The sequence below is a fragment of the Paenibacillus sp. FSL H7-689 genome, from assembly GCF_000517905.1.
Classification (GTDB): domain Bacteria; phylum Bacillota; class Bacilli; order Paenibacillales; family Paenibacillaceae; genus Paenibacillus; species Paenibacillus amylolyticus.
Map to the genome: position 1 here is coordinate 325,377 of NZ_ASPU01000066.1, position 20,363 is coordinate 345,739.

At 45.8% G+C, this 20,363-nt stretch carries 17 protein-coding genes; 8 read left to right on the top strand and 9 right to left on the bottom strand.

Annotated features, from left to right (window positions below; translation table 11 throughout):
- Positions 1-94: 94 nt before the first annotated feature.
- Positions 95-1,681, bottom strand: a complete 1,587-nt coding sequence (locus C170_RS29665) for a choice-of-anchor I domain-containing protein (RefSeq protein ID WP_036617405.1) — start codon at positions 1,679-1,681, stop codon at positions 95-97.
- 320 nt (positions 1,682-2,001) lie between these two features.
- Here C170_RS29665 and C170_RS29670 point away from each other — a divergent pair, with 320 nt between their 5' ends.
- From C170_RS29670 to C170_RS29680, 3 genes are all read left to right on the top strand, one after another.
- Entirely contained in the window at positions 2,002-2,961 is a 960-nt protein-coding gene (locus C170_RS29670) for a helix-turn-helix transcriptional regulator (RefSeq protein WP_036617408.1), read from the top strand.
- Positions 2,962-3,277: 316 nt separating this feature from the next.
- Complete coding sequence (locus C170_RS29675; RefSeq protein WP_036617411.1) at positions 3,278-4,480, top strand: MFS transporter; 1,203 nt, start codon at positions 3,278-3,280, stop codon at positions 4,478-4,480.
- A 191-nt stretch (positions 4,481-4,671) separates the two neighbouring features.
- Positions 4,672-5,115, top strand: coding sequence for an Hsp20/alpha crystallin family protein (locus C170_RS29680; protein WP_036617413.1), 444 nt, complete (start codon positions 4,672-4,674; stop codon positions 5,113-5,115).
- A gap of 122 nt (positions 5,116-5,237) precedes the next feature.
- Here C170_RS29680 and C170_RS29685 read toward each other — a convergent pair whose 3' ends face one another.
- Genes C170_RS29685 through C170_RS29695 form a run of 3 tightly spaced genes read right to left on the bottom strand, consistent with a single transcriptional unit; the run spans position 5,238 to position 7,181 of the window.
- On the bottom strand, positions 5,238-5,885 hold the full coding sequence (locus tag C170_RS29685) for an Imm50 family immunity protein (protein ID WP_036617416.1): 648 nt from the start codon (positions 5,883-5,885) through the stop codon (positions 5,238-5,240).
- Between the two features lie 53 nt (positions 5,886-5,938).
- Entirely contained in the window at positions 5,939-6,496 is a 558-nt protein-coding gene (locus C170_RS29690; RefSeq protein ID WP_036617419.1) for a DUF1697 domain-containing protein, read from the bottom strand.
- Positions 6,497-6,530: 34 nt separating this feature from the next.
- Complete coding sequence (locus C170_RS29695) at positions 6,531-7,181, bottom strand: hypothetical protein (RefSeq protein ID WP_036617421.1); 651 nt, start codon at positions 7,179-7,181, stop codon at positions 6,531-6,533.
- A gap of 335 nt (positions 7,182-7,516) precedes the next feature.
- On the opposite strand from C170_RS29695, the gene C170_RS29700 reads away from it, so the two are divergent.
- The gene (locus tag C170_RS29700; protein WP_036617424.1) at positions 7,517-9,151 is read left to right on the top strand and encodes a DUF1593 domain-containing protein; all 1,635 of its coding nucleotides are present in this window, start codon (positions 7,517-7,519) and stop codon (positions 9,149-9,151) included.
- An 85-nt stretch (positions 9,152-9,236) separates the two neighbouring features.
- Here the strand turns inward: C170_RS29700 and C170_RS29705 are convergent, their stop codons facing one another.
- Together C170_RS29705 and C170_RS29710 are read right to left on the bottom strand one after the other, a co-directional pair.
- Entirely contained in the window at positions 9,237-9,800 is a 564-nt protein-coding gene (locus C170_RS29705; protein WP_036617427.1) for a TetR/AcrR family transcriptional regulator, read from the bottom strand.
- Complete coding sequence (locus C170_RS29710) at positions 9,793-11,007, bottom strand: MFS transporter (RefSeq protein ID WP_036617430.1); 1,215 nt, start codon at positions 11,005-11,007, stop codon at positions 9,793-9,795. The genes C170_RS29705 and C170_RS29710 overlap by 8 nt, the downstream gene beginning before the upstream one ends.
- 219 nt (positions 11,008-11,226) lie before the next feature.
- Here C170_RS29710 and C170_RS29715 point away from each other — a divergent pair, with 219 nt between their 5' ends.
- Together C170_RS29715 and C170_RS29720 are read left to right on the top strand one after the other, a co-directional pair.
- The gene (locus C170_RS29715) at positions 11,227-12,033 is read left to right on the top strand and encodes an alpha/beta fold hydrolase (RefSeq protein WP_036617433.1); all 807 of its coding nucleotides are present in this window, start codon (positions 11,227-11,229) and stop codon (positions 12,031-12,033) included.
- Between the two features lie 25 nt (positions 12,034-12,058).
- Positions 12,059-13,042, top strand: a complete 984-nt coding sequence (locus C170_RS29720; protein ID WP_036617437.1) for a sensor domain-containing diguanylate cyclase — start codon at positions 12,059-12,061, stop codon at positions 13,040-13,042.
- Positions 13,043-13,180: 138 nt separating this feature from the next.
- On the opposite strand, the gene C170_RS29725 is transcribed toward C170_RS29720, so the two are convergent.
- Entirely contained in the window at positions 13,181-14,674 is a 1,494-nt protein-coding gene (locus C170_RS29725; RefSeq protein WP_036617439.1) for a DUF1565 domain-containing protein, read from the bottom strand.
- 102 nt (positions 14,675-14,776) lie between these two features.
- Between C170_RS29725 and C170_RS29730 the strand changes: the two genes are divergently transcribed.
- Positions 14,777-15,433, top strand: coding sequence for a DUF2625 domain-containing protein (locus tag C170_RS29730; RefSeq protein ID WP_036617442.1), 657 nt, complete (start codon positions 14,777-14,779; stop codon positions 15,431-15,433).
- Positions 15,434-15,586: 153 nt separating this feature from the next.
- Here the strand turns inward: C170_RS29730 and C170_RS29735 are convergent, their stop codons facing one another.
- Complete coding sequence (locus tag C170_RS29735) at positions 15,587-16,927, bottom strand: MFS transporter (protein ID WP_051447479.1); 1,341 nt, start codon at positions 16,925-16,927, stop codon at positions 15,587-15,589.
- A 284-nt stretch (positions 16,928-17,211) separates the two neighbouring features.
- Between C170_RS29735 and C170_RS29740 the strand changes: the two genes are divergently transcribed.
- Positions 17,212-17,595, top strand: coding sequence for a VOC family protein (locus C170_RS29740; RefSeq protein ID WP_036617444.1), 384 nt, complete (start codon positions 17,212-17,214; stop codon positions 17,593-17,595).
- Between the two features lie 63 nt (positions 17,596-17,658).
- Here the strand turns inward: C170_RS29740 and C170_RS29745 are convergent, their stop codons facing one another.
- Positions 17,659-20,310, bottom strand: a complete 2,652-nt coding sequence (locus C170_RS29745) for a cation-translocating P-type ATPase (protein WP_036617447.1) — start codon at positions 20,308-20,310, stop codon at positions 17,659-17,661.
- Positions 20,311-20,363 lie beyond the last annotated feature (53 nt).

Here is a 20,363-nt window from a genome sequence, read left to right on the forward strand (position 1 = left end):
CAATAGTATGAGAGGATAGGGGCTTTTCGCCCCCACCTACTCAATACAACGTGACACCGCTCAGTTCAGCCTTTACATACCGAGGGCACTCGAACTATTTCTTGGCAAAAAAACTAAGTGTTCCCGTGCTTTCATCTGCACTCACAAACAGGCTGCGTCCGTTAACACGATGAATTCCCTCTGGTGATTCTCCGGCTGTAGGAATCAGACCCAGGTAGTCCGGATTGACTGGATCAGCAAGATCAAAGAACAAAATGGCATCTGCCCGTTCAGAAGCTACGGCTGCATACGTAGTGTCATCTACAGTAGCAACGGTCAGGTTCTCGACTTCGCTGCCTTTGTTGGGACTGCGATCATCGGGATACAAGCCAACCATGGCAGTTGCCTCGTCAATGAGGTTCTGGCTATCGTACATCCGCTGTCCTTGCAGATTCCAGACAGCGATATTACGTCCGCCTGCTTTTACACCATCCTCAAATTCATTCTTGCCCAAATCCCCTTCATTGGCTGTCAGCAGGTATTTGCCATCTGCCGAGAAAGCAATCCCATCCGGTTCATAACGAGCGGTCAACGTCTCTTTAAACTGAACGATACCATCATCTTTCAGATCTGCTTGATGTGAAGTGGTACCCAGAGCGAAGATTGAGCTGATTTTTTTTGTCTCCAGATCTACGATGGCAACGACATTGTTTTCCTGTAGCGTGATGGCTGCTGTTTTACTATCTGGACTAATAGCAACATACTCTGGTTGTGGATCATGCGGATAGATGGCGCCTTCTACATTGTCCAGAGATACCGGCAAGTTGGTGATCTCACCCTCCAATACGTTCCCGCCAGCAAAAGATACAACCATAATGCTACCCGGACGTTTGGTGCTGGCATAGTCAATTTCATCCGCAGCTTTATTCAGCTCTTCATCCTCTATGGCGATCACTGCATGCTGACCGTCTGGTGACAGTGCAATCGAGTCAGGACCAATGCCCAGTTCATACGTTTTGACGGTTTTGTAGGTTGTCAGATCCACAATGGCAAGCAACCCTTTGTTTGCTTCGCTGTCTGTATCCCCTGTACGAATAACAGCAAGACCGTATTTACCATCTTTGGACACGGTTACGCTTGTAACTTCAGCTTTGGCGGAGAGGTCATGGAAGCTGACCGTCTTCAATACGTTGATGTTTTTCAAGTCAGCAATGTCCAGTACGGAAATGCTGCCATTGTCTGCTTCGGTTACGAGCAGGCGCTGTCCATCTGGCGTAGAGGCTGATATTTCTGCTTTGCCACCAAGCATCTGAAACGATGCGGTCTGTTCAAAACCGGTTTTATTTTGTTTCAGGATCAGTTGATCCGTAATTAATTTTAGTGTTTGGGGAGATACATACGTTGTACCTTTGGTGATGTAGCTTTTACTGTCCAAAGGAGTTTTCACACCGTTGATGGTGGCTGATGACGTTCCTATAGGAAGTTGTACTTTAGTATCTGCGATCTGGATATCAACACTGCGACTGCTTCCGTTCCATGTGACCGTACCCTGCATATTTTGGATGGCTGTGCGCAGTACGACATGATCATTGGTGGTTTTAGTTGCGTCAGCGGCATGAATCATGGATGTGTAGCTGGTTGCTCCTGCGGTAAGAATGGCAGTCATCGACAGAACGGCGAGCCATTGATTTCTCTTTTTCAATGTTCCAGATCCCCTTTATCGTTTCGTGTGTAATGAGTTGTACAATTGTTTTAGTATAGGGAGCTTATGTTAAGGAGAGGTAAGAGAAGTCTGTGATTTGTGTAAAAGGTTAGATAAGAGATATTTTTCCAAATTGGATATGTAAGTTAGTGTATAAAATGATGTTGCCACATGAAGAAAAAAGCAGACGTGAGCCTTCATATATATAGGACTGGTCGAACGGGCGAAAATACGCTAGAATTATAATTGAGAATAATTATCAATTAATTCGGGCTTTTTTACTGACAAGTCTGATCAAGATATAGGCGAGGTGAATACCCATGCGCACGGATGATGCATTAGGCGTAGTATATCAGCATTACCTGACCCAGGAGCCTTACAGTCAGCAAGATGAACACACGTATCTGCTCTCTCCCAAGGCGGGAAGTGGCAATATTAAAAGAGTAACGACATACAGTGGCATTGAGATTTTATATTCCCAGGTTGAATATCATCAGCCGTATCCAACGTATTTTGCATCCGAAACGCCCATTGTGGAATTGCAATTTGCCTTGTCAGGAGAGCGAAATGTGGATATATCCGGTCAGGATTATTCATTATCGATAGGGCAAGGGGCCCTTATTTTTATGCATGATTTCGAAGCGTGGTTCCATCCTCCGGCAAGGGAACTGTATACGTCCTTTTCGCTGGGGATTCCGGTTTCTCTGTTCAATTATGCTGCGGCGCAACTGGGCGGTTTCAAGTCGATTGCGTTTAATCAGGTGTTAGGGCGAAAGGTGTTTAAGCCGATTGTCTTTCAACTGGATAACCGGATACGAACGATGATCGACAGTTTGATTGTGGAATTAAACAACAGTTATCGATCATCCTTAATGATGGAAGCGACAGCCTTGGAGATCTTGAATCGATTTATGATCCAATTGTTTGATCTGGCGCCAATTCCCGCAGGATTCTCCAGAGAGGACATCCGGAAGTTACATACGGCACGGGAGATTATGGAGGCTTGTATGGTAGATCCTCCATCTTTGCTAGCATTGTCCAGACAGGTGGGTCTTAACGATTTTAAATTAAAAAAAGGATTCAAAGCACTTTTCGGAAGCACGGTTTTTGAATATTTGCGTCAGGTTCGTCTCGACAACGCCATGAAGTTGTTGCGCAATCAGGATAACAACGTCACCGAGGCCGCGATTGCGGTCGGTTACAGTAATGTCAGTGCCTTTTCGCAGCAATTTTATCGCAAATTCGGCGTGAAGCCCTCAGAGATGAAAAAAATTTATTAAATAAGATGAACAGAAACTTTACACGAGAACGAAGAGTGCAGAACCAGTCTGGAGAAGCGGAGCGTTCGCCTTTATCAACGGATTTCTCCCTTTAATAGAAGGGAATCACGGAAATCCGGTGATAACAGCGATCGGAAGATGGTACTGTAATCGTAGTGGTCTGGTGTAAAGTTTTAAGGGTTGATCTTATTTAAAATAAGATTAATAAATCCGGCTTGCCGTGAATTGTTCCGTATAGAGGCAGTGGGGATTCATTTCGCCTTGTATACTCCAGGTACAGTGGATACTGTACTGAAATATAGAGGAGTGTATAAGCATGAACCGAATTAGAGGAAGTATTTTTTTTAGCGTATTTGCAGCCATGCTGGGTCTGATGCTGATTGCACCCATCATGCCACCACTTATTCGCGAGTTGGGCATGAAAGAAAGTCATTCCGGTCTTATTATCTCACTAGGGTCCATTATGATGGCTGTTATGGCTCCGGTATGGGGCAGATTCAGTGATCTGAAGGGCAGAAAACCCATCATATTGATTGGATTCATAGGCATGTCTGTTAGCTGTGCATTATTTGCCCTGGCCTTGTATGGGGGATTAAATGCATGGATCGGAGGGGGCGTGTTGTTAACCCTTCTGATTGTGACGCGCAGTCTGATTGGTATGTTTATTCCGGCTGTACTTTCTTCTGCCCAAGCCTATATGGGTGATGTGACAGAAGGGGAAGAGCGGGGAAGTGGAATGGCGATTATCAGTGCTGCGAATGGACTTGGCCTTGTATTTGGACCTGCGATTGCAGGAGCTTTTACCCTTATCGGTCTGCTCTGGCCGCTTTATTTTGGCATTTTTATAGCGATAGCTGCGTTTATTATTGCCTTGTTGTTAATCCCGGCAGCCAAACCGGTCATTCAGGCAAAACCGCCTAAAGTCAACCCGTTCCAACGTGGTTTACGAATGTACCTTGCTGCAGGCTTGGTTACGATGATGGGCATTATGACATTGCAGGTTGTCGGAGGATTTTATTTTCAGGATCAACTGGCTCTATCCCCAGCGGCGACGGCCCGAATGGTTTCGTTTGGACTCATGTTCTCTGGAGCAGCGATGTTGATCATGCAGGTCATTCAGATGAAGTGGTTGAAATGGCAGCCACGCCCGATGATTTTGCTCGGGTCCCTTTTTCTGATTGCAAGCATGATCCTCTTTTTGGTCTTCAATGTGTTATCCATGTATTATTTCTCGTTTTTCCTGTTTGGTATGGGTTCGGGTCTGATGATGCCGGGGTTCATGGCAGGTGCTTCGCTTGCAGTTAGCAAAGAACAGCAGGGCGGTGCAGCGGGATTGGTAGCAGCGATTCAGGGGATATCCGCCGTCATTACGCCTTTACTTACAACGACACTCTATCAGGTAGACAAACATGTTCCATTTATGCTCGTAGCTGTTCTGGTTGTCATGCTGGCAATCATGATGCTGGGAATGAGGAAGAATGAATCCAATACTGTAACGGACCCCATTCATTCGTTATAGTCAGACAAAGTCAGAAAGTCAAAAAAGGTCAAAATAAAAGAAAACAGGATCTATTTTAAAATAGTGAACCATGGTGAAAGAAAATCGTTTTTTTTCGTCTTTTACGGACTTTGAGCCTTATTTGCAAGGGTATTATAATAATCAATGTAAGCAACACCAATAAACCAACCACACAAAAGGAGCTGATTTTCATGTTTGATCTGATTCCGTTTCGTAAACGAAATGAAGACCCGTTCGGACACATGTTGAAATCCTTCAATGACATGGTTGAGAACTCATTCCTCTCCCCTTTTGGAACTGGCTCCCAGCCATTCCGGACCGACATTCGTGAGGAAGAAGACAAATATTCGGTAGAAGCCGAGCTTCCGGGCATTGCCAAAGAGGATATAGACATTCAGGTTCAAGGTAATGAATTGATTATTCGTGCCAAACGCAATGATATAGTGGAGCAGAAGGATGACTCCAATCGAATCATACGGCAGGAACGCCGTTCCGGCGAGTTTATCCGGCGATTCTATGTTGATCATATTGATGAGGAGCACATTAAGGCCAAATTGGAAGAAGGTGTGCTGAAGCTCGAGATTCCGAAACGTCCTGGTGATGATCAATCTCGCAGACGCATTCAGATTGACTAAACCAGATGCAAAATGTGTAGCTGAAGAATTTGAGCTATCCCTTTATGGTAATAGGCATGGAAGAACATCTGTAAAGATGTTTTGTCATGTTGTCCCATGAAGGGATTTTTTACATAACCGGGTTAATGGAATTGAATATGAATTGTGCTGCATAGGAATGTAGCGGAGAAGCCGGATACGGCATCCAAGTTAACACGAATCTGATCGGCTGCATTAGTGAAACTTAGCTGTAAACAAACGTTAGATGCCTCCACAGGGGAGAACATCTCTTGCTGAATATGCTCAAAATGGAAGTGCACCTGCTGTTCCCATTCCTGATCAGCATTATGCGTTAGCACAAGAGAGAGGGATTGTATATTTTGGACTGTTTCCAGCTGCACATCCGTAATTTCGTCATAATGGAAGGGAGGGAAATAGCCCAGAGTTTCGATTACATGTTGCGCTCCGAGAATGGAAGCCAAAGGAGAAAATTCACGTTCCAACCTCCGAATATCCATTAACTGTGCCTCGTACTGAGGACTTGTATAGAGCAGGAGAGAGTCTGGTTCGCATTCCACGACTGTTCCGATAAAAGCAGCCCAGTTCGCGGTACCTTCCTCACCAACGGTAACAAGCAGTTGATCTTGAGCAAGCAAGTCGATTGCCCTATTGGTATGGAATTTCACTCGAAAACCTTGTCCCTGTATCTGCCAGGGAGTCTGGGGTGCATACCAGAATGGTTCCCGCTCTACGGATCGGACGCTGACGTTTAATGTCCATGCTCTGTTCATTAGACTACCTCCAATTGCCACAAGCTGCGTGGCATCATCTCCACCTGTCTGTATTATTTCTCTGCTGCTGCTTGCATCAGGGCATATATCTTACGTGTGGTATTCACATTTCTAACCGTCATATAGGCATATACTTTGGATCCCACAAGCTTGTTCATGCCACTTTTGGATGCATCTTCTCTGCTGACTGAATATAAAATCGCTCCAGGAACATAGATCAGTGTACCAATTTCCGGTTTGATGGGCAGTTGGTCCAGCACGGAGGGATCATTGATCTCATCCCATAGGAACATCACATCACTTTTGGCTGTGTCATCATTAACCCATTCTTCTGGCAGCGCCTGAATAACGCTATGGATTTCATCCATATTTCGCACCATCACCCTGATCTGTAAGCCAAAATCGGCGGCGATGGCCTGCTCTAACAAAAGGGATATCTCCGCATTCGCATTGGCACGTTCCTGATGATCGGCAAAAATAATATTGCCAGAGTTGATATAGGTAACAACATCGAGCATGCCTGCTTGTTCAAACGTTTCTTTCAGCTGCTTCATATTGATTTTATTGTTTCCGCCTACATTAATGCCTCGTAGCAAAGCCACATAGATCATATGGGCGCCCCTCCAATTCCTTTAATTCACCGTTTTAACAAAAGGACAGATACTCGAACAGATGAGCGGTATACTCTTCTCCCAACAGATCTTGCAATAAAGGTTCCACTTGCTCCAGATACTCGGGCTTGGTTTCATAGGTTTCTTCATCTTTTACTTCTCCGGCATAGGTGCGCGCCGCCTCAATCAGGATGGCTAGTGCACTGAAAAAGTCTGACAGCGAATCAGCAACACGGTTTGGTTCTCCACCTGTAAAAGCGGCATATACGGGAGAGTCTGGTGCTTCCACATCTACAATTAACGGATCATCGTTAAAGTTTGCGATGACGACGTGATTTTTTGGCCAAGTGGAGGACTCCTCATAAGGTTCATTCATGCCAATCCAGCGGAATCCCAGTTGCTGACGAAGCAGATGTTCAGGTGCGACAAAGGAAATAAGCGCTGCATCACCGATTTCGACGGCGGCATTTTTCATTTTGAGTGTACCTTCCGCATCCGCATCCATCATTTCATAATGACTGTACAGATACTGAAGTTCTGGAGAAAGAGGTATTCGTGTATCCACTTCCGGCTGGTGATGTTGTTCGCGGGGACGCAGATCATGATTTTTGAAAAGTCCATAAGCTTCATTATATAAATCCTGCTGTTCCACTAAACGGCTCAAGGCCGCATCCAGTTGTTGCATGATGTTTGAGTCCTCCTAATAACATTGATATAATAACAGGCCGATTCGTTTGATTCTTGGCTATAAGCATTATACTATATCAAAGATAAATTCAAAAAACATTTGAATACGTTTACATTCATGAGTGGACATGATATACTTTCACTCAAATAAGGATTGTTACTGCTTCGGGCAGGCAAAACCTGAACATCACTATGCGTGGACTTTGTTCCATTCATAATGTTGTTCGGGTTTTTTTGCATTCTACGGTCCATATTAAGGATAGAAAAAACAGAGGACGTACTTATTTCCAACCCAACACTAACATCACGCTGTACAGAAGAAAGGGGAGCATTATGAACAAGAGAAAATGGTTAAACGGTTTTGCCGCAGGTTGTCTCAGTATCATCCTGGTGATTAGTGGATGCGCATCCAAAGCGCCACAAACCGCGAGTGACACACCAAATCAGGCGACAGAGCAGACAGAGAATGAAACCCAGGAACCTGCAAACAACCAAGCTGCCAAAGGCAGAACAGTGATTACAACTGACGGTGAAGTGGATGATATGAACTCCGTCATTCGTTTCCTCTTATATTCGAATGAGATGGACCTTGCCGGAATTGTACTGACCAGCTCGGTGTATCATTATGCTGGAGACGAGGAAGCAGGGATCAAGCCGTTCCGCTGGACAGGCACACAGTGGGTGTACGATATGATCGATGCCTATGGCGAGATCTACCCGAACTTATCCAAACATGCGGATGGGTACCCGGAGCCGGAACAGCTTCGAGCGATGACCAAGATCGGTAATATTTCCGATAAAGGGGAGATGGAGAAGGAAACCGAAGGTTCCGAGTTCCTCGAAACTCTTTTCCTCGATGATGACTCCCGAGACCTGATTGTTCAGACATGGGGGGGCACGAATACCACAGCCAGAGCGCTAAAATCGATTGAGGAACAGTACAAAGACACAGCTGAGTGGGATGCGATTCGCAAAAAAGTCAGTGACAAACTGGTCCTGTACATCATCCTCGATCAGGATGACAGCTACAACGAATACATTGCGAAGAATTGGCCGGATATCCGCATTCTCAACGACCAATCGAACTTCTGGCATTTTGCCTATGCATGGAAGATGCATGCCGAAGAAGTGAACAGTAAGCTTCATGGCGACTGGATGGTCAAGAACATTCTGGACGGACATGGCAAGCTGATGGATATGTATGCATCGATGGGTGATGGTAAAATGATCGAAGGCGAACTAGCCGAAGAACAACGGGGAAGTGCTGAGTATCTGAAGAACAATCCACAATATGACAAGTACGATTTTATATCTGAGGGTGACTCTCCTTCCTTCTTTTATCTGATTGATAATGGGCTGCGCAGTATGGAAGACCCTTCCTACGGCGGTTGGGGTGGACGCTTTGGAGTTGTGAACGACAAGCTGTTTAGAAACAATGTGCTTGATTACGATCCGTACACCAAACGCTATGAAGCCGAATACTCTCTGATGAGATGGTTTGACGATGTGCAGGATGATTTTGCAGCACGTGCAGACTGGGCAGTTGCAGACACTTACGAAGGTGCCAACCATAATCCGTCTTTAACGATTAAGGAAGGGGTGGATCTTAGTGTTAGTCCTGGGGAGGAAGTTACTCTTCACGCGGAGGGTAAAGACCCGGATGGAGATCAACTGACCTATACGTGGTGGAGATATTTCGAAGCGGACACTTATGAGGATTCCAAAGTAACACCGAACAAAGTTAAGCCTGAAATGGCGGGTGACCTGCAGCTTGGGTTGCATCGTGAACTTGCCAAGGATGAGCAGGTGGATACGATAAAATTACAGGGCAGTGACACCGAAGCGGTGACATTTACCGTTCCTGACGATGCCAAATCGGGTGATACCCTTCATATCGTTGCCGAAGTACAGGATGATGGAGAGCATCAGTTGAAGCATTATCAACGTGTGATCCTAACTGTGAAATAAAGAAATAGAGGGGTTGTCCCAAAAGTAATCAACATGGCTGGTGGGACGCCCCTCTTATTTGTGTAGTCCGATCGTAATTGATCCGTTAACGCTGGATGCCTGACCAGAAGACTTTCCAGGTGATCGCCAAAGCTTGTTCATAGGATTGCCGTGTCTCATACACGAGCTGTATATCCAATCCATCCATCACGGTGACAAAAGCTACGGTGGCTTCTTCCGGACTCAGGCTTATATCGGAATGTCTGGTGAATACGGTTGCCAGCTCTTCTTTCAATGTCCCGAGGTACGTTCGATACTGGGCCAGCACAAAATCATGCACCTCCAGCGGTGTGATAAAGGACAAGATATACATAAAAGCGACGTTTGGATGAGTCAGAAAGCGATTTTTGTGTTCATGCAAAAAGGCATATAGCTGCTGATCCAAAGTTTGGGTAACAGACTCGCTGAAGAATTGGCGTACAAACTGTTGTTCCTCCTGTACAACTTCCTCATATAACTCCAGCAATAACGCTTTTTTGGATGAATAATGATAAGCCAGGGATTGCTTGCGAATGCCTGCCTCTTCGGCAATCTGCGCCATCTTGGTCCCCTCGTAACCCAGACGATTAAAATGTTGAATGGCAATTTCCTTGATTCGTTTTTTACTCAATGTCTACCTCCAGTTGGCGAGCTGTATACCTCTGCTGTTTTTGGGAGTATACCAAATATAACAAGATATATACCACAAAAATGCCTATAGAGATAGCATACACCACCGTATAGGAAAATGCAGAAGCCACCACGCCCAGGATCAACGAACCACCGCCAATTCCGAGGTCAAAGAAGTTAAAGAAGGAAGCCATCGCACTTTCGTGCTCATGTTCTTCTACAAGATTCACACACCAGGTCTGAATCGCTGGGAATATGGCACCAAAACCAAAGCCGTATAACGCACCGGCGATCAGGAATTGCACATCACTCTGGGCGATAATCAGAACCAGTAGCCCCGCGATTGCAAACACGGCAGAAGGTAACAACACGGAACCTGGTCCCCATCGATCAAACATTTTCCCCGAAAACAGTCGAACGGCGAAGCTGGCGATGGCAACGATGAAGAAAAACCAGGCTATATTCTCGAACCCTCTTTCGGCGGCAAATAAAGCCACAAAGGACATGATTGAACCCGCTGCAATGCCAACGAGCATAATGAGAAGGGAAGGGAAGAGTACCTTCTTTTCAATCAGTTTCACCGAAGGGACATGAGTTTGCATAGACTCGCTACTACCTTCTGTTTTCGGCTTTCTGGATACAAACACTGTCATTAGGAGAGCTAACAGCAAAATGCACATACCTCCCATAAACAGGCTCTGGTAGTCGTACCTAAACAACAGGCTTGTTCCAATCAATGGACCGATGGATATAGCGACTGTCTCCCCTACGCCGAAATACCCCATACCTTCTCCCCGGCGATCTCTGGGTATGTTTTCAGTGGCAATCGTTGCAAAATATGTCGTTGCCAAACCAAATCCGAATCCGTGGATCACTCGAAATACAAGAATCATCCAAATACCTGACGATAGGTAGTATGCGCCTGTCATGAATGCACAGATAGTGATGCCGATAATCAATAGATATTTTTTATCTATTCGGGCTGCCAAAACAGAAGTGAAGGGTCGAATCAAGATGGCAGAAAACATAAATACGCCGGTAACAAGCCCGATTTGGGAGGCTTCGCCACCAAGACTTGAGACAAACAAAGGCAAGGTGGGAAGCAACATTTCAAATGCCATAAACAATAATGCGTTGGCTAACATGATAAATAGGAATGATCTTCCCCAGAGTTGCTGAGGTGTAGAGCTATGTGTTGAAGTACTCATGGTTTTCCTCCGTAATGTTGATCTCTGTCGCGCGACATGTTGAACTGATTTTACCTGACGATAGTCAGATTGTAAAGCGCGTATTCAGAGCAGGAGTTCATGATTTTTTGGTGGATGAGAGAAGTTATTAATTATTTTTAATTCATATCCCAACATTTTCCGGTATACTAATCAGATAAAATGATTCAAGTGAATACTACCTCGGAGAGGTGATATGTAGTGACTGTTGATATACTTGTAAGAAATAATGTTAAGGTACTTGGCTCGGGTAGCCAAACGATTGTATTTGCTCATGGTTTTGGATGTGATCAGGATATGTGGCGTTACATTATTCCAGGTTTTATGGAGAACTACCGTGTGGTGTTGTTTGATTATGTTGGATCTGGCGAATCTCAAATTAACTATTATGATGCTATCAAATATAGCAACCTTCAAGGATACGCCCAGGATGTGCTGGAAGTTATGGAAGCGCTTGAGCTAAAGGACACCATATTTGTCGGGCATTCCGTCAGTAGTATGATTGGTATGCTGGCATCGATTCAAAACCCCAAATATTTCAAAAAAATTATAATGTTAGGGCCCTCCCCACGTTACGTGAATGATCTGCCGAATTATTATGGAGGTTTCGATCGGAATGATATCGATGAATTACTTGAGATGATGCAGATGAATTTTATTGGGTGGGCGAGTTATCTGGCACCCATTGTGATGAACAATCCGGAACGGAAAGAGCTGACGGAAGAGTTGGAGAAAAGCTTCTGCTCCAGAGATCCGCATATTGCGAGACAATTTGCCGAAGTGACGTTTTTATCTGACTGTCGTATTGATCTGGAGCAGGCAACTGTGCCAACATTAATCCTTCAGTGCTCGGATGACAGTATTGCCCCGGTAGAAGTAGGGGATTATTTACACGCTCATCTGAAGAATAGCCGATTGCAACAGATGACGGCCAAGGGACATTATCCGCATCTGAGTCAACCGGAAGAAACCATCCGAATGATTAAGGATTATTTAACGAGCGCATAAAACGCGGAAGAAAGGCAGTTATTCCATGGATATACAATTAGATCTGGCTCCCTGTGGATACTTCTCTATCTCTGATTCGGGCGTCGTACAGTCGATTAATCAAACTATGCTTACGATGCTTGGATATGAACGCGATGAGCTCATAGGGCAACATATTGAATCCACCATGTCGGCAAGCAACAAGGTGTTTTTCCATACGTATTTCTATCCCTACATCCAGTTATATGGACATGTGGACGAGATGTACTTCACGTTCCGTACCCGTGATCAGAAGGCTGTTCCTGTTCTGCTTAACGGTGTTCGTCAGACACGTAACGGGGAAAGCGTGGTAGATTGTGTCGTTGTAGTCATGCGTAAGCGAATCGAACATGAGAAGGATATTTTGCATACCAAAACGAAGCTACAGGAGCTGTATCAAGCGACGCAAGAAGCGAACAAAGAGCTTGAACGACTGCATGAGGAATATAAAATTAAAGAGCAGGCGTTAATCAAAGTGAATGATCAGTTGGAGACAATGGCCTCCACCGACTTGTTGACAGGATTGAAGAACCGCAGGTTTTTCCAGGAAAAAATGCTTGAAAGTTTAATGATGTTCCAGGAGAAACAACGTTATTTCTCCCTTCTGGTGGTAGATATTGATCATTTCAAAAGCATTAATGATACGTACGGACATCCGATCGGAGATCTGGTGCTCGGCAATCTGGCAGGGCTGCTGCAAACGGTATCGCGAAGTACGGATGTGGTTGCACGTTACGGTGGGGAGGAATTTGTTATCATTCTTCCAGATTGTGAAGAGGAACAGGCGATTGGTATTGCAGAACGATATCGTTCACAGGTTGCTTCAGCCGACTGGGGTGAATATAACATTACTGTGAGTATCGGTGCGGCCACTGTAGTAGAGGAAGATACGGAAAAGTCCTTGTTCCAAAGAGCGGACAACGCCCTGTATGCCTCCAAAACCGGAGGACGAAACCGGGTGACACATGTAGCTCAGATGGTAAAAAGTTAAGAGTTGTATTGCATCAAAAGATTAAAAGAAAGCAAAAAGGAGCCTGTGCATGATGAGGGAGATGATCCCACATGCACAGGCTCCTTTTATTTGCGTGACGCAAATTGACTAAGTTGAGATGGCAGACTCAGGGTTAATTTATCGCGGAGCAAGGTAACCATACGCCTTAGCCGGAGAGTTCGCCTGAGGACGAAAATCTTCGCTCGGTTCATCCTCATCCATAAATGCCGGGTTCACATATATGGAGTGTGCATCATTGCCAGATCCCTTGATGTAGGCAGCGATGCCGGAGTAGGCTTTATTTTTCCAAACCCACAGGGCATCTTCCTGCTCACCTGGTGAGTAATAGACATTATGGTCAAACACATTGCCGGTATTGCTAGTATATTCGTTGTATATCAGTACTTCCGAGCTGTCCGATACGAGAATGTTACGCATGAACGTATTGTTCTTTGTCCGTGACTGTATGAATAACTGTCCATTGCCTGCATTCAGGGTATCATTTCCCACAAGCGTATTGTACATAATGTTGCTATCCTCGGTAGCTCCTCGTTCCTCGTCATAACCTCCCATGGCAATACCCGTCAATCTGTTGGAATAAATCAGGTTATCACGCACGGTAATGTTGCTGGTTGAACGTCCGGCATGCTCCGAGGCAATCTCAATTCCGATATCGCTCCGATATACCCGGTTCTGGTCGATGATATGATCTTTCCCGCCATCTACATAGATGCCGCCCGCCGAGTTGGTATCATTGGGCAGGTCTGTACCGTAGGAGGGGTTGTTATTGGACGTAATATCGTATACTTCGTTTCCTCGTACAATGCCGTTCCGAGCCTGATCGTACGTGTCGTCCTCGGACGTACCCTCGTACCCGATCAGATCAATACCAATATTGTCGGAATCATGGATGATATTGTCCTGGATGGCAAAGGTATCAACATTACCGTTGACTGCTAGTGACTCGCTTGAACCAAGTGTAAGATCATACAATTCATTAGCCTTGACGATGATATCGCGTAAAGCTTGAGGGTGCTCTGTGCCATAAATGGCAATACCGTGGGCATCCCTGCCCCGCAAATCGGGACCTTCAGGAGTTGCGTAACTAGCAATCGCGTGTATGGTGTTGCCTAACAGCTGAATATGTTCACCTGCTCCGTGGACATAGATCCCGGTTGGAACTTGGCCCCCAAGTGTGGTTGTAAAATTACGAATTTCGAGATTCTGAATCGTGATATAACTGGCATTTTCAATTTCAATCAACCCTTCAATGCCCCGAACAGATAAACCTTTACCATCAATGATAACCTGCTCCTGAGGGTAACTTGAAAATAGGGTTGGATTAGCGGAAGAATTACCGCTTTTGGTGATTTTGACTTTCTGATGATAGACACCTTCACGCAAATAGATCGTGCTTCCTGGCGAAGCATGGTCTGCTGCGTGCTGCAACGTTTTCCAAGGAGATTGAATGGTTCCTTTATTCGAGTCGTTTCCTTGGGGTGATATGTAATGGATGACCTGGGGATCAGACTTTTGAACAGAAACGGATTCCTTCATGGCAGATGTATGATTCTGACAACCGGATACAAGCACCATCAGAATCGGAATCATAAGTATAACTACGCGAATCAAATCGTTTCCCCCTTGAATTTAGCTTTGAAGATAGATTATAGCAGATTTGAACGGGTTAATAACCCATGATATGCTCTTATAAAATCAGCGAGGAGACTGCTCATGAATACATTAACGATAGCTGAATTAGTAGATCGGGAGAATCACGCATGGGAAGAACTCAAGGAACTCCTGGATAGTGGGCAAAATACATATGTGTATGTTCCAGCAAAACAAGAGGCTGGAGAGGATACCCTCTATCGTCTGCAAATAAGCACCAAATCCTATTTGGGGGCTGTTGCTTATGAGACAGAAGGTATTGTACTGGACCATGGCTGGATCACGTTGCTTGGTGCGGGTGGTGACAGTACATCGGGGAGTCTCACCAGTTGGAATGGTGTAAGTGAGCAACCTTGGGTAGATGTGCTGGAAGGTATGATGGTTGTTGCATATGATGCGGCAGGCGGTTTCTTCGGACTGGATACAGGCAAGTATGGCCGCACGGGACACATATATTATTTTGCACCGGATACACTCGAATGGGAATCGACAGAACTGGCATATTCAGGTTTCATCAACTGGCTGGCGAATGGTGATCTGGAGCAGTTCTATCGGACCTTTCGCTGGAAAGGCTGGCAAGAGGATATGTCTCAGCTCCAGCCAGGACAAGTATTTGCGTATTATCCACCACTTTGGACGCAGGAAGGTGACGGCGAGAGCAGCAGTAAAGCCCCAATTAGCATAATGGAGGCCTGGAAGTTTGCACTGGACGGGAAATAGTTGGCATGCTGCTGTAGGATGAATTCAGGAAAGTAACCGGTAAGTTCAAGTTCATTGAGTGATCTACTTTAAAAAAACGGCATTTCTGTTCCAAACTAAAACAGGCTCGCGCTTGGTGCGGGCCTGTTTGTTCTGAACTTTAAACATCAATTATCAATTGTCCAATGTAACAGGTTTAATGCCTGAGCGTGAAGCTCTGCTATGCCAGACGGTCAACCCGAGTGAAACAAAGCAGACGAGCAAGAGACAAGCATACACCACATGATAAGCTTGCTCGACCGAGACTCCCGGAATGCTGTGCAGCAGCAGCCCACACACGGCTACAGACACCGAACCACCGAAGAATTGGATCAGTTGTAACATCCCCATACCTGAACCTATCTGGGCTTTGGGCAGCACTCGTGACGCTTCATTATTCAGGGAAGCCATGGAGGCTGACAGTGCCGGTGAGAAAAAGAGATAACCACTGGTAATGATCAAGGCGGATTGATCAAGTCCGAGCATGAATAAGGCAAGTACCGTTACGAGCAGGATGTGTCCAATGATCATAAATCGCATATTGCCATAACGGTCGATCCAGCGTCCAACGAAACGGGTGCAGAATGCTGCAACAATTGCCCCAGGAGCAATCAGCAAACCAATGGCGAGCGAAGAGCGTCCATATAAATCAGCGAGCACAAGCGGCATCAAAAACAGATTGCCCAGATTCACCACCAGCACGCAGAATCCGATAAGGATTAACCGAGTATATCCTGGCGTTCGGAACACTTGTGGATTCACAAATGGAAGACTCGCTTTCCGAATATACAGGAGGTGTACAACAAGTGAAATAACGCCAATGGCAAACCACAACCAGGACTGCTGGGTGATCGCGACCAGAAGTGTAGTGGCGTTAATGACGGTTAATATGGCGCCAATAACATCGAACGGCTGATCTGTTTTGACGGATTCACGTGGAAGGAAATAGAGCAATACAGGCAGGGCGAGGAGGACAAGCACCGTTATGGCAAAAAGTCCGTTCCAGCCCCAGTACTCGCTAATGAGTCCGCCGACAATGGGGCCAAGTCCAAAAGCCATGGCGCTACCTGATGAGATCAGCGCGATGGCAGCTCCGCGTCGTTCCACCGGGATGTAACGACTTGCAATGACGAGACCCAGCCCGGCCATAACTCCTGCACCCGCAGATTGCAGAATACGTGTCAGTAACAGGATCGCAAAGTTATGCGCGAACAACCCCAGCAATGAAGATAACCCCAGGATCAGAAGCCCGACCGTTAACAGTTTGCGTACCGGGATACGGTCTGATAATCGACTATAAATCACCGTCGACAGGGCGTAACCAATCGAATAACTTGAGATGACCCAAGACCCCAGGTCCGAGGTAATCTGCAGATCATGAATAATGACTGGCAAAGAAACATTGAACATAGTGGTGTTCATCACAACGATGAACAAGCAGCACGTCCAGAGTGGCATGACAATTTTATCTTTCACGGTACCATTCCTGTCTTGGGTATGAATATGAATTCGGATTGAGCTTTGATGAAAATGTGATGAAAAGCAATATATAATTTTACGCCCAAATTTATCATATGGCAATAATGTCATACTAATTCATTCGGATGTGATGAGCATAGAAAGATATTAATAATAAACAATAGACGGATTTCCTGAATTTAACTAAAATGATCATTGAACATACATAAGCAGATGGATCAGCGGTTAGGTAACTAGATATGTAAGTAATTAGCATGTTTAAAATGAAGGAGATTATACCCATGACTCACTTATTATTAATGTCCCACAGCGTATTTCCGACGCTTGATATGAATCGAACCGCGCAGTTTTATGAAGAAAAGATGGGCTTTCGGGTCGTCGAATATCTCGATGCCGCGGAACCTCATATCTGCCTGTATCGTGATCTTACCGAGATTATTTTAACCCAAAGCAATGGACAGAAAGTTATACCCAACAGAGAGTTATATGGTTATGGATATGATGCATATTTTATTACCCAGAACCAGGAAGAGCTTCAACAGGAATTGATCAATGCAGATGTGAAAATCGTACGTGCCCTCAATCATACAGACTATAATAACAAGGAGTTTGTGATCGAGGATATCGATGGACGATGGATCGCTTTTGGCATCAAACAAGGGTAATTAGATACAGAAACAGGCGCTCCGATAACGGGCGCCTGTTTGTGCATGTTATAACTGCAGATCTTACGCCGCAGTAACTTGTTTGCTGCGATTGCGAATCCACTTGATGACATCCATCAGAATGACGGCGACAAGAGCAAGTCCGCCTGCAATCAGGAACTCATTCCAGCCGAATGTATCCGGGATGGCGAAGACACCGCGAACACCAGGAATCAGTGTGATTGCATAGAGACAGAGACATACCAGAATGGAGCCAAGCACGAATTTATTGGTCGTAAAGCCCACCTGGAAGATGGTTTGTGTATTGGAACGTGCTGCAAATGTTTGCAGACTGCGTGCGAGAATCAAGGTTGTGAAGGCCATAGCCACACTGATTTCCTCCGAAATACCAAGTCCAATATATTGGGATACGATAACAGCTGCACCAATCAGGACACCACGTGTAATCACGGCCTGCAGGGTTCCACCTGCGAAGATGCCTTCGTTAATGTCACGGGGTTTACGCCGCATGACATCTGGCTCGGGTTTCTCTGTACCCAAAGCAATGGCAGGCAGGGAGTCGTTCACCAGATTGATGAACAGTAGCTGAAGGGCCGTAAATGGATTAACCCAGCCGACAATCAAGGCAAACAAAATGGCGATAATCGCGCCGAGGTTACCGGCAAACAGGTATGCGATGGCTTTTTTGATGTTATCAAATACCATCCGTCCAACACTGACCGCATTTACAATGGAGACAAAGTTATCATCCGTCAGAATCATGGCAGCCGCATCCTTGGCGACATCTGTTCCGCTACCCATCGCTACGCCGATGTCGGCTTGTTTCAGCGCGGGTGCGTCATTAACTCCATCTCCGGTCATGGCTGCCACTTTGCCTTTACGCTGCCAAGCACGCACAATCCGGATTTTGTTTTCAGGAGATACCCTTGCGTAAACCGAGATATGTTCGAGTTGTTGATCCAGCTCCTCATCAGACATTTTGTCCAGTTCGGCTCCGGTAATGGCGAGGTCATCCGGTTCGGCAAGGCCGATATCCACACCGATCGCCTGAGCCGTTGTTTTGTGATCTCCAGTGATCATGATGGTGCGAATGCCCGCTTTTTTGGACTCTTCAATAGAACCGTATACCGCTTCACGCGGTGGGTCAATCATCGCTGTCAAACCAACCAGTGTCAGATCATGCTCGTCATCAATGGTGACCTGGTTTTTATCATCGAATTTTTTGTACGCGTAGGCCAGCACACGGAAGGCACGTTTCGAGAAGGCCTCATTTTTTTCTTCAAATTGTGTGCGAATCTCGGGTGTGAGGGGCTGAACCTCACCGTTGATAAACACATGACTACAGCGACTGAACAGCACATCCGGTCCACCCTTGGTCAGCAAAGCCGTCTGTCCCTCGAAGGTATGCACCGTACTCATGAGCTTTCGATCCGAGTCAAAAGGAAGCTCAGCTTCACGCGGGAACTGGTCACGGATTTCATTGTAATCCTTGTTCACCCGGTTGCTGAAGGCAATGAGGGCCACTTCGGTTGGGTCACCCAGTTCCTTGCCTTCCTGGTTAATATTTGAATCATTGCAGAGCACTGCAATATGTAACAGACGTCGTTCCTCTTCCGACCACTGATCGGGATCATCCGGGAATTCGTCCTTGGTGCCATGGGGAATGTAATAATCCACGACAGTCATCTTATTCTGAGTTAGCGTTCCGGTTTTATCCGTACAGATGATACTGGCAGAGCCGAGCGCCTCAACGGCAGGCAGTCTGCGAATGATCGCATGTTGTTTGGCCATCTTATTTGTTCCGAGTGACAATACGATAGTCACAATGGAGGATAACGCCTCAGGAATGGCAGCAACTGCAACAGCTACGGCAAACATCAGTGCATTTACGATGGAAGGCCCGATATTCTCCGTACCTTCGGTCAACCATACACGACCGGCTTCAATGCCAAAGATGAGAATCGACAAACCCAGGATGAAAAAGCCCAGTTTTTTGCTGAATGATTCCAACTTGCGTTGTAATGGCGTGTTCTTGGCTTCGGCATTTTCAATCAATTCGGCAATTTTGCCGATTTCGGTTTTGAGAGCCGTACCTGTAATGACAAGCATACCCCGTCCATATACGACGAGTGAGCCACTGAAGGCCATATTGCGACGATCTCCGATTGGAGCCTCATCCGGGATGGTATCGGCGTGTTTCTCCGCAGCTTCGGATTCTCCGGTCAACATGCCTTCGTTGATTTTCAGACTTCCTGATTCCAGGATACGCCCGTCTGCCGGGACATAATCACCTGCATCCAGCATAACAATATCACCGGGAACGAGTTCCCTCGCTGGAATGGTTTTTTTCTGCCCGTCACGAATGACTTTGGCTTCGGGTGCAGACATTTGTTTCAGCGCGTCAAGCGAACTCTCGGCTTTTTTGGTCTGCACTACACTGATCACCGCGTTGAGCAAAATAACCAGGAATATGATCAATGATTCAATCAGATGTCCAAGTACAACCTGTACCGCGGCTGCAATCAGCAGCACGATGACCATCGGATCTTTGAAATTTTCGAGGAACAGTTTCCAGACGGGTGTTGCATCTTTACCTTTTAACTCGTTATATCCTTCCGTTTCAATTCTCTTGGCAGCTTCGGAGGTCGTAAGTCCCTTGGAGGAACTCTGTACATCCTGAAGGGTTTCCTCCGCACTGTGTCTGTAATGTTGCAATTGACCAGCTCCTTGAATATTAGATTTCTCTGTGTATTACCCTTACGGGCAAA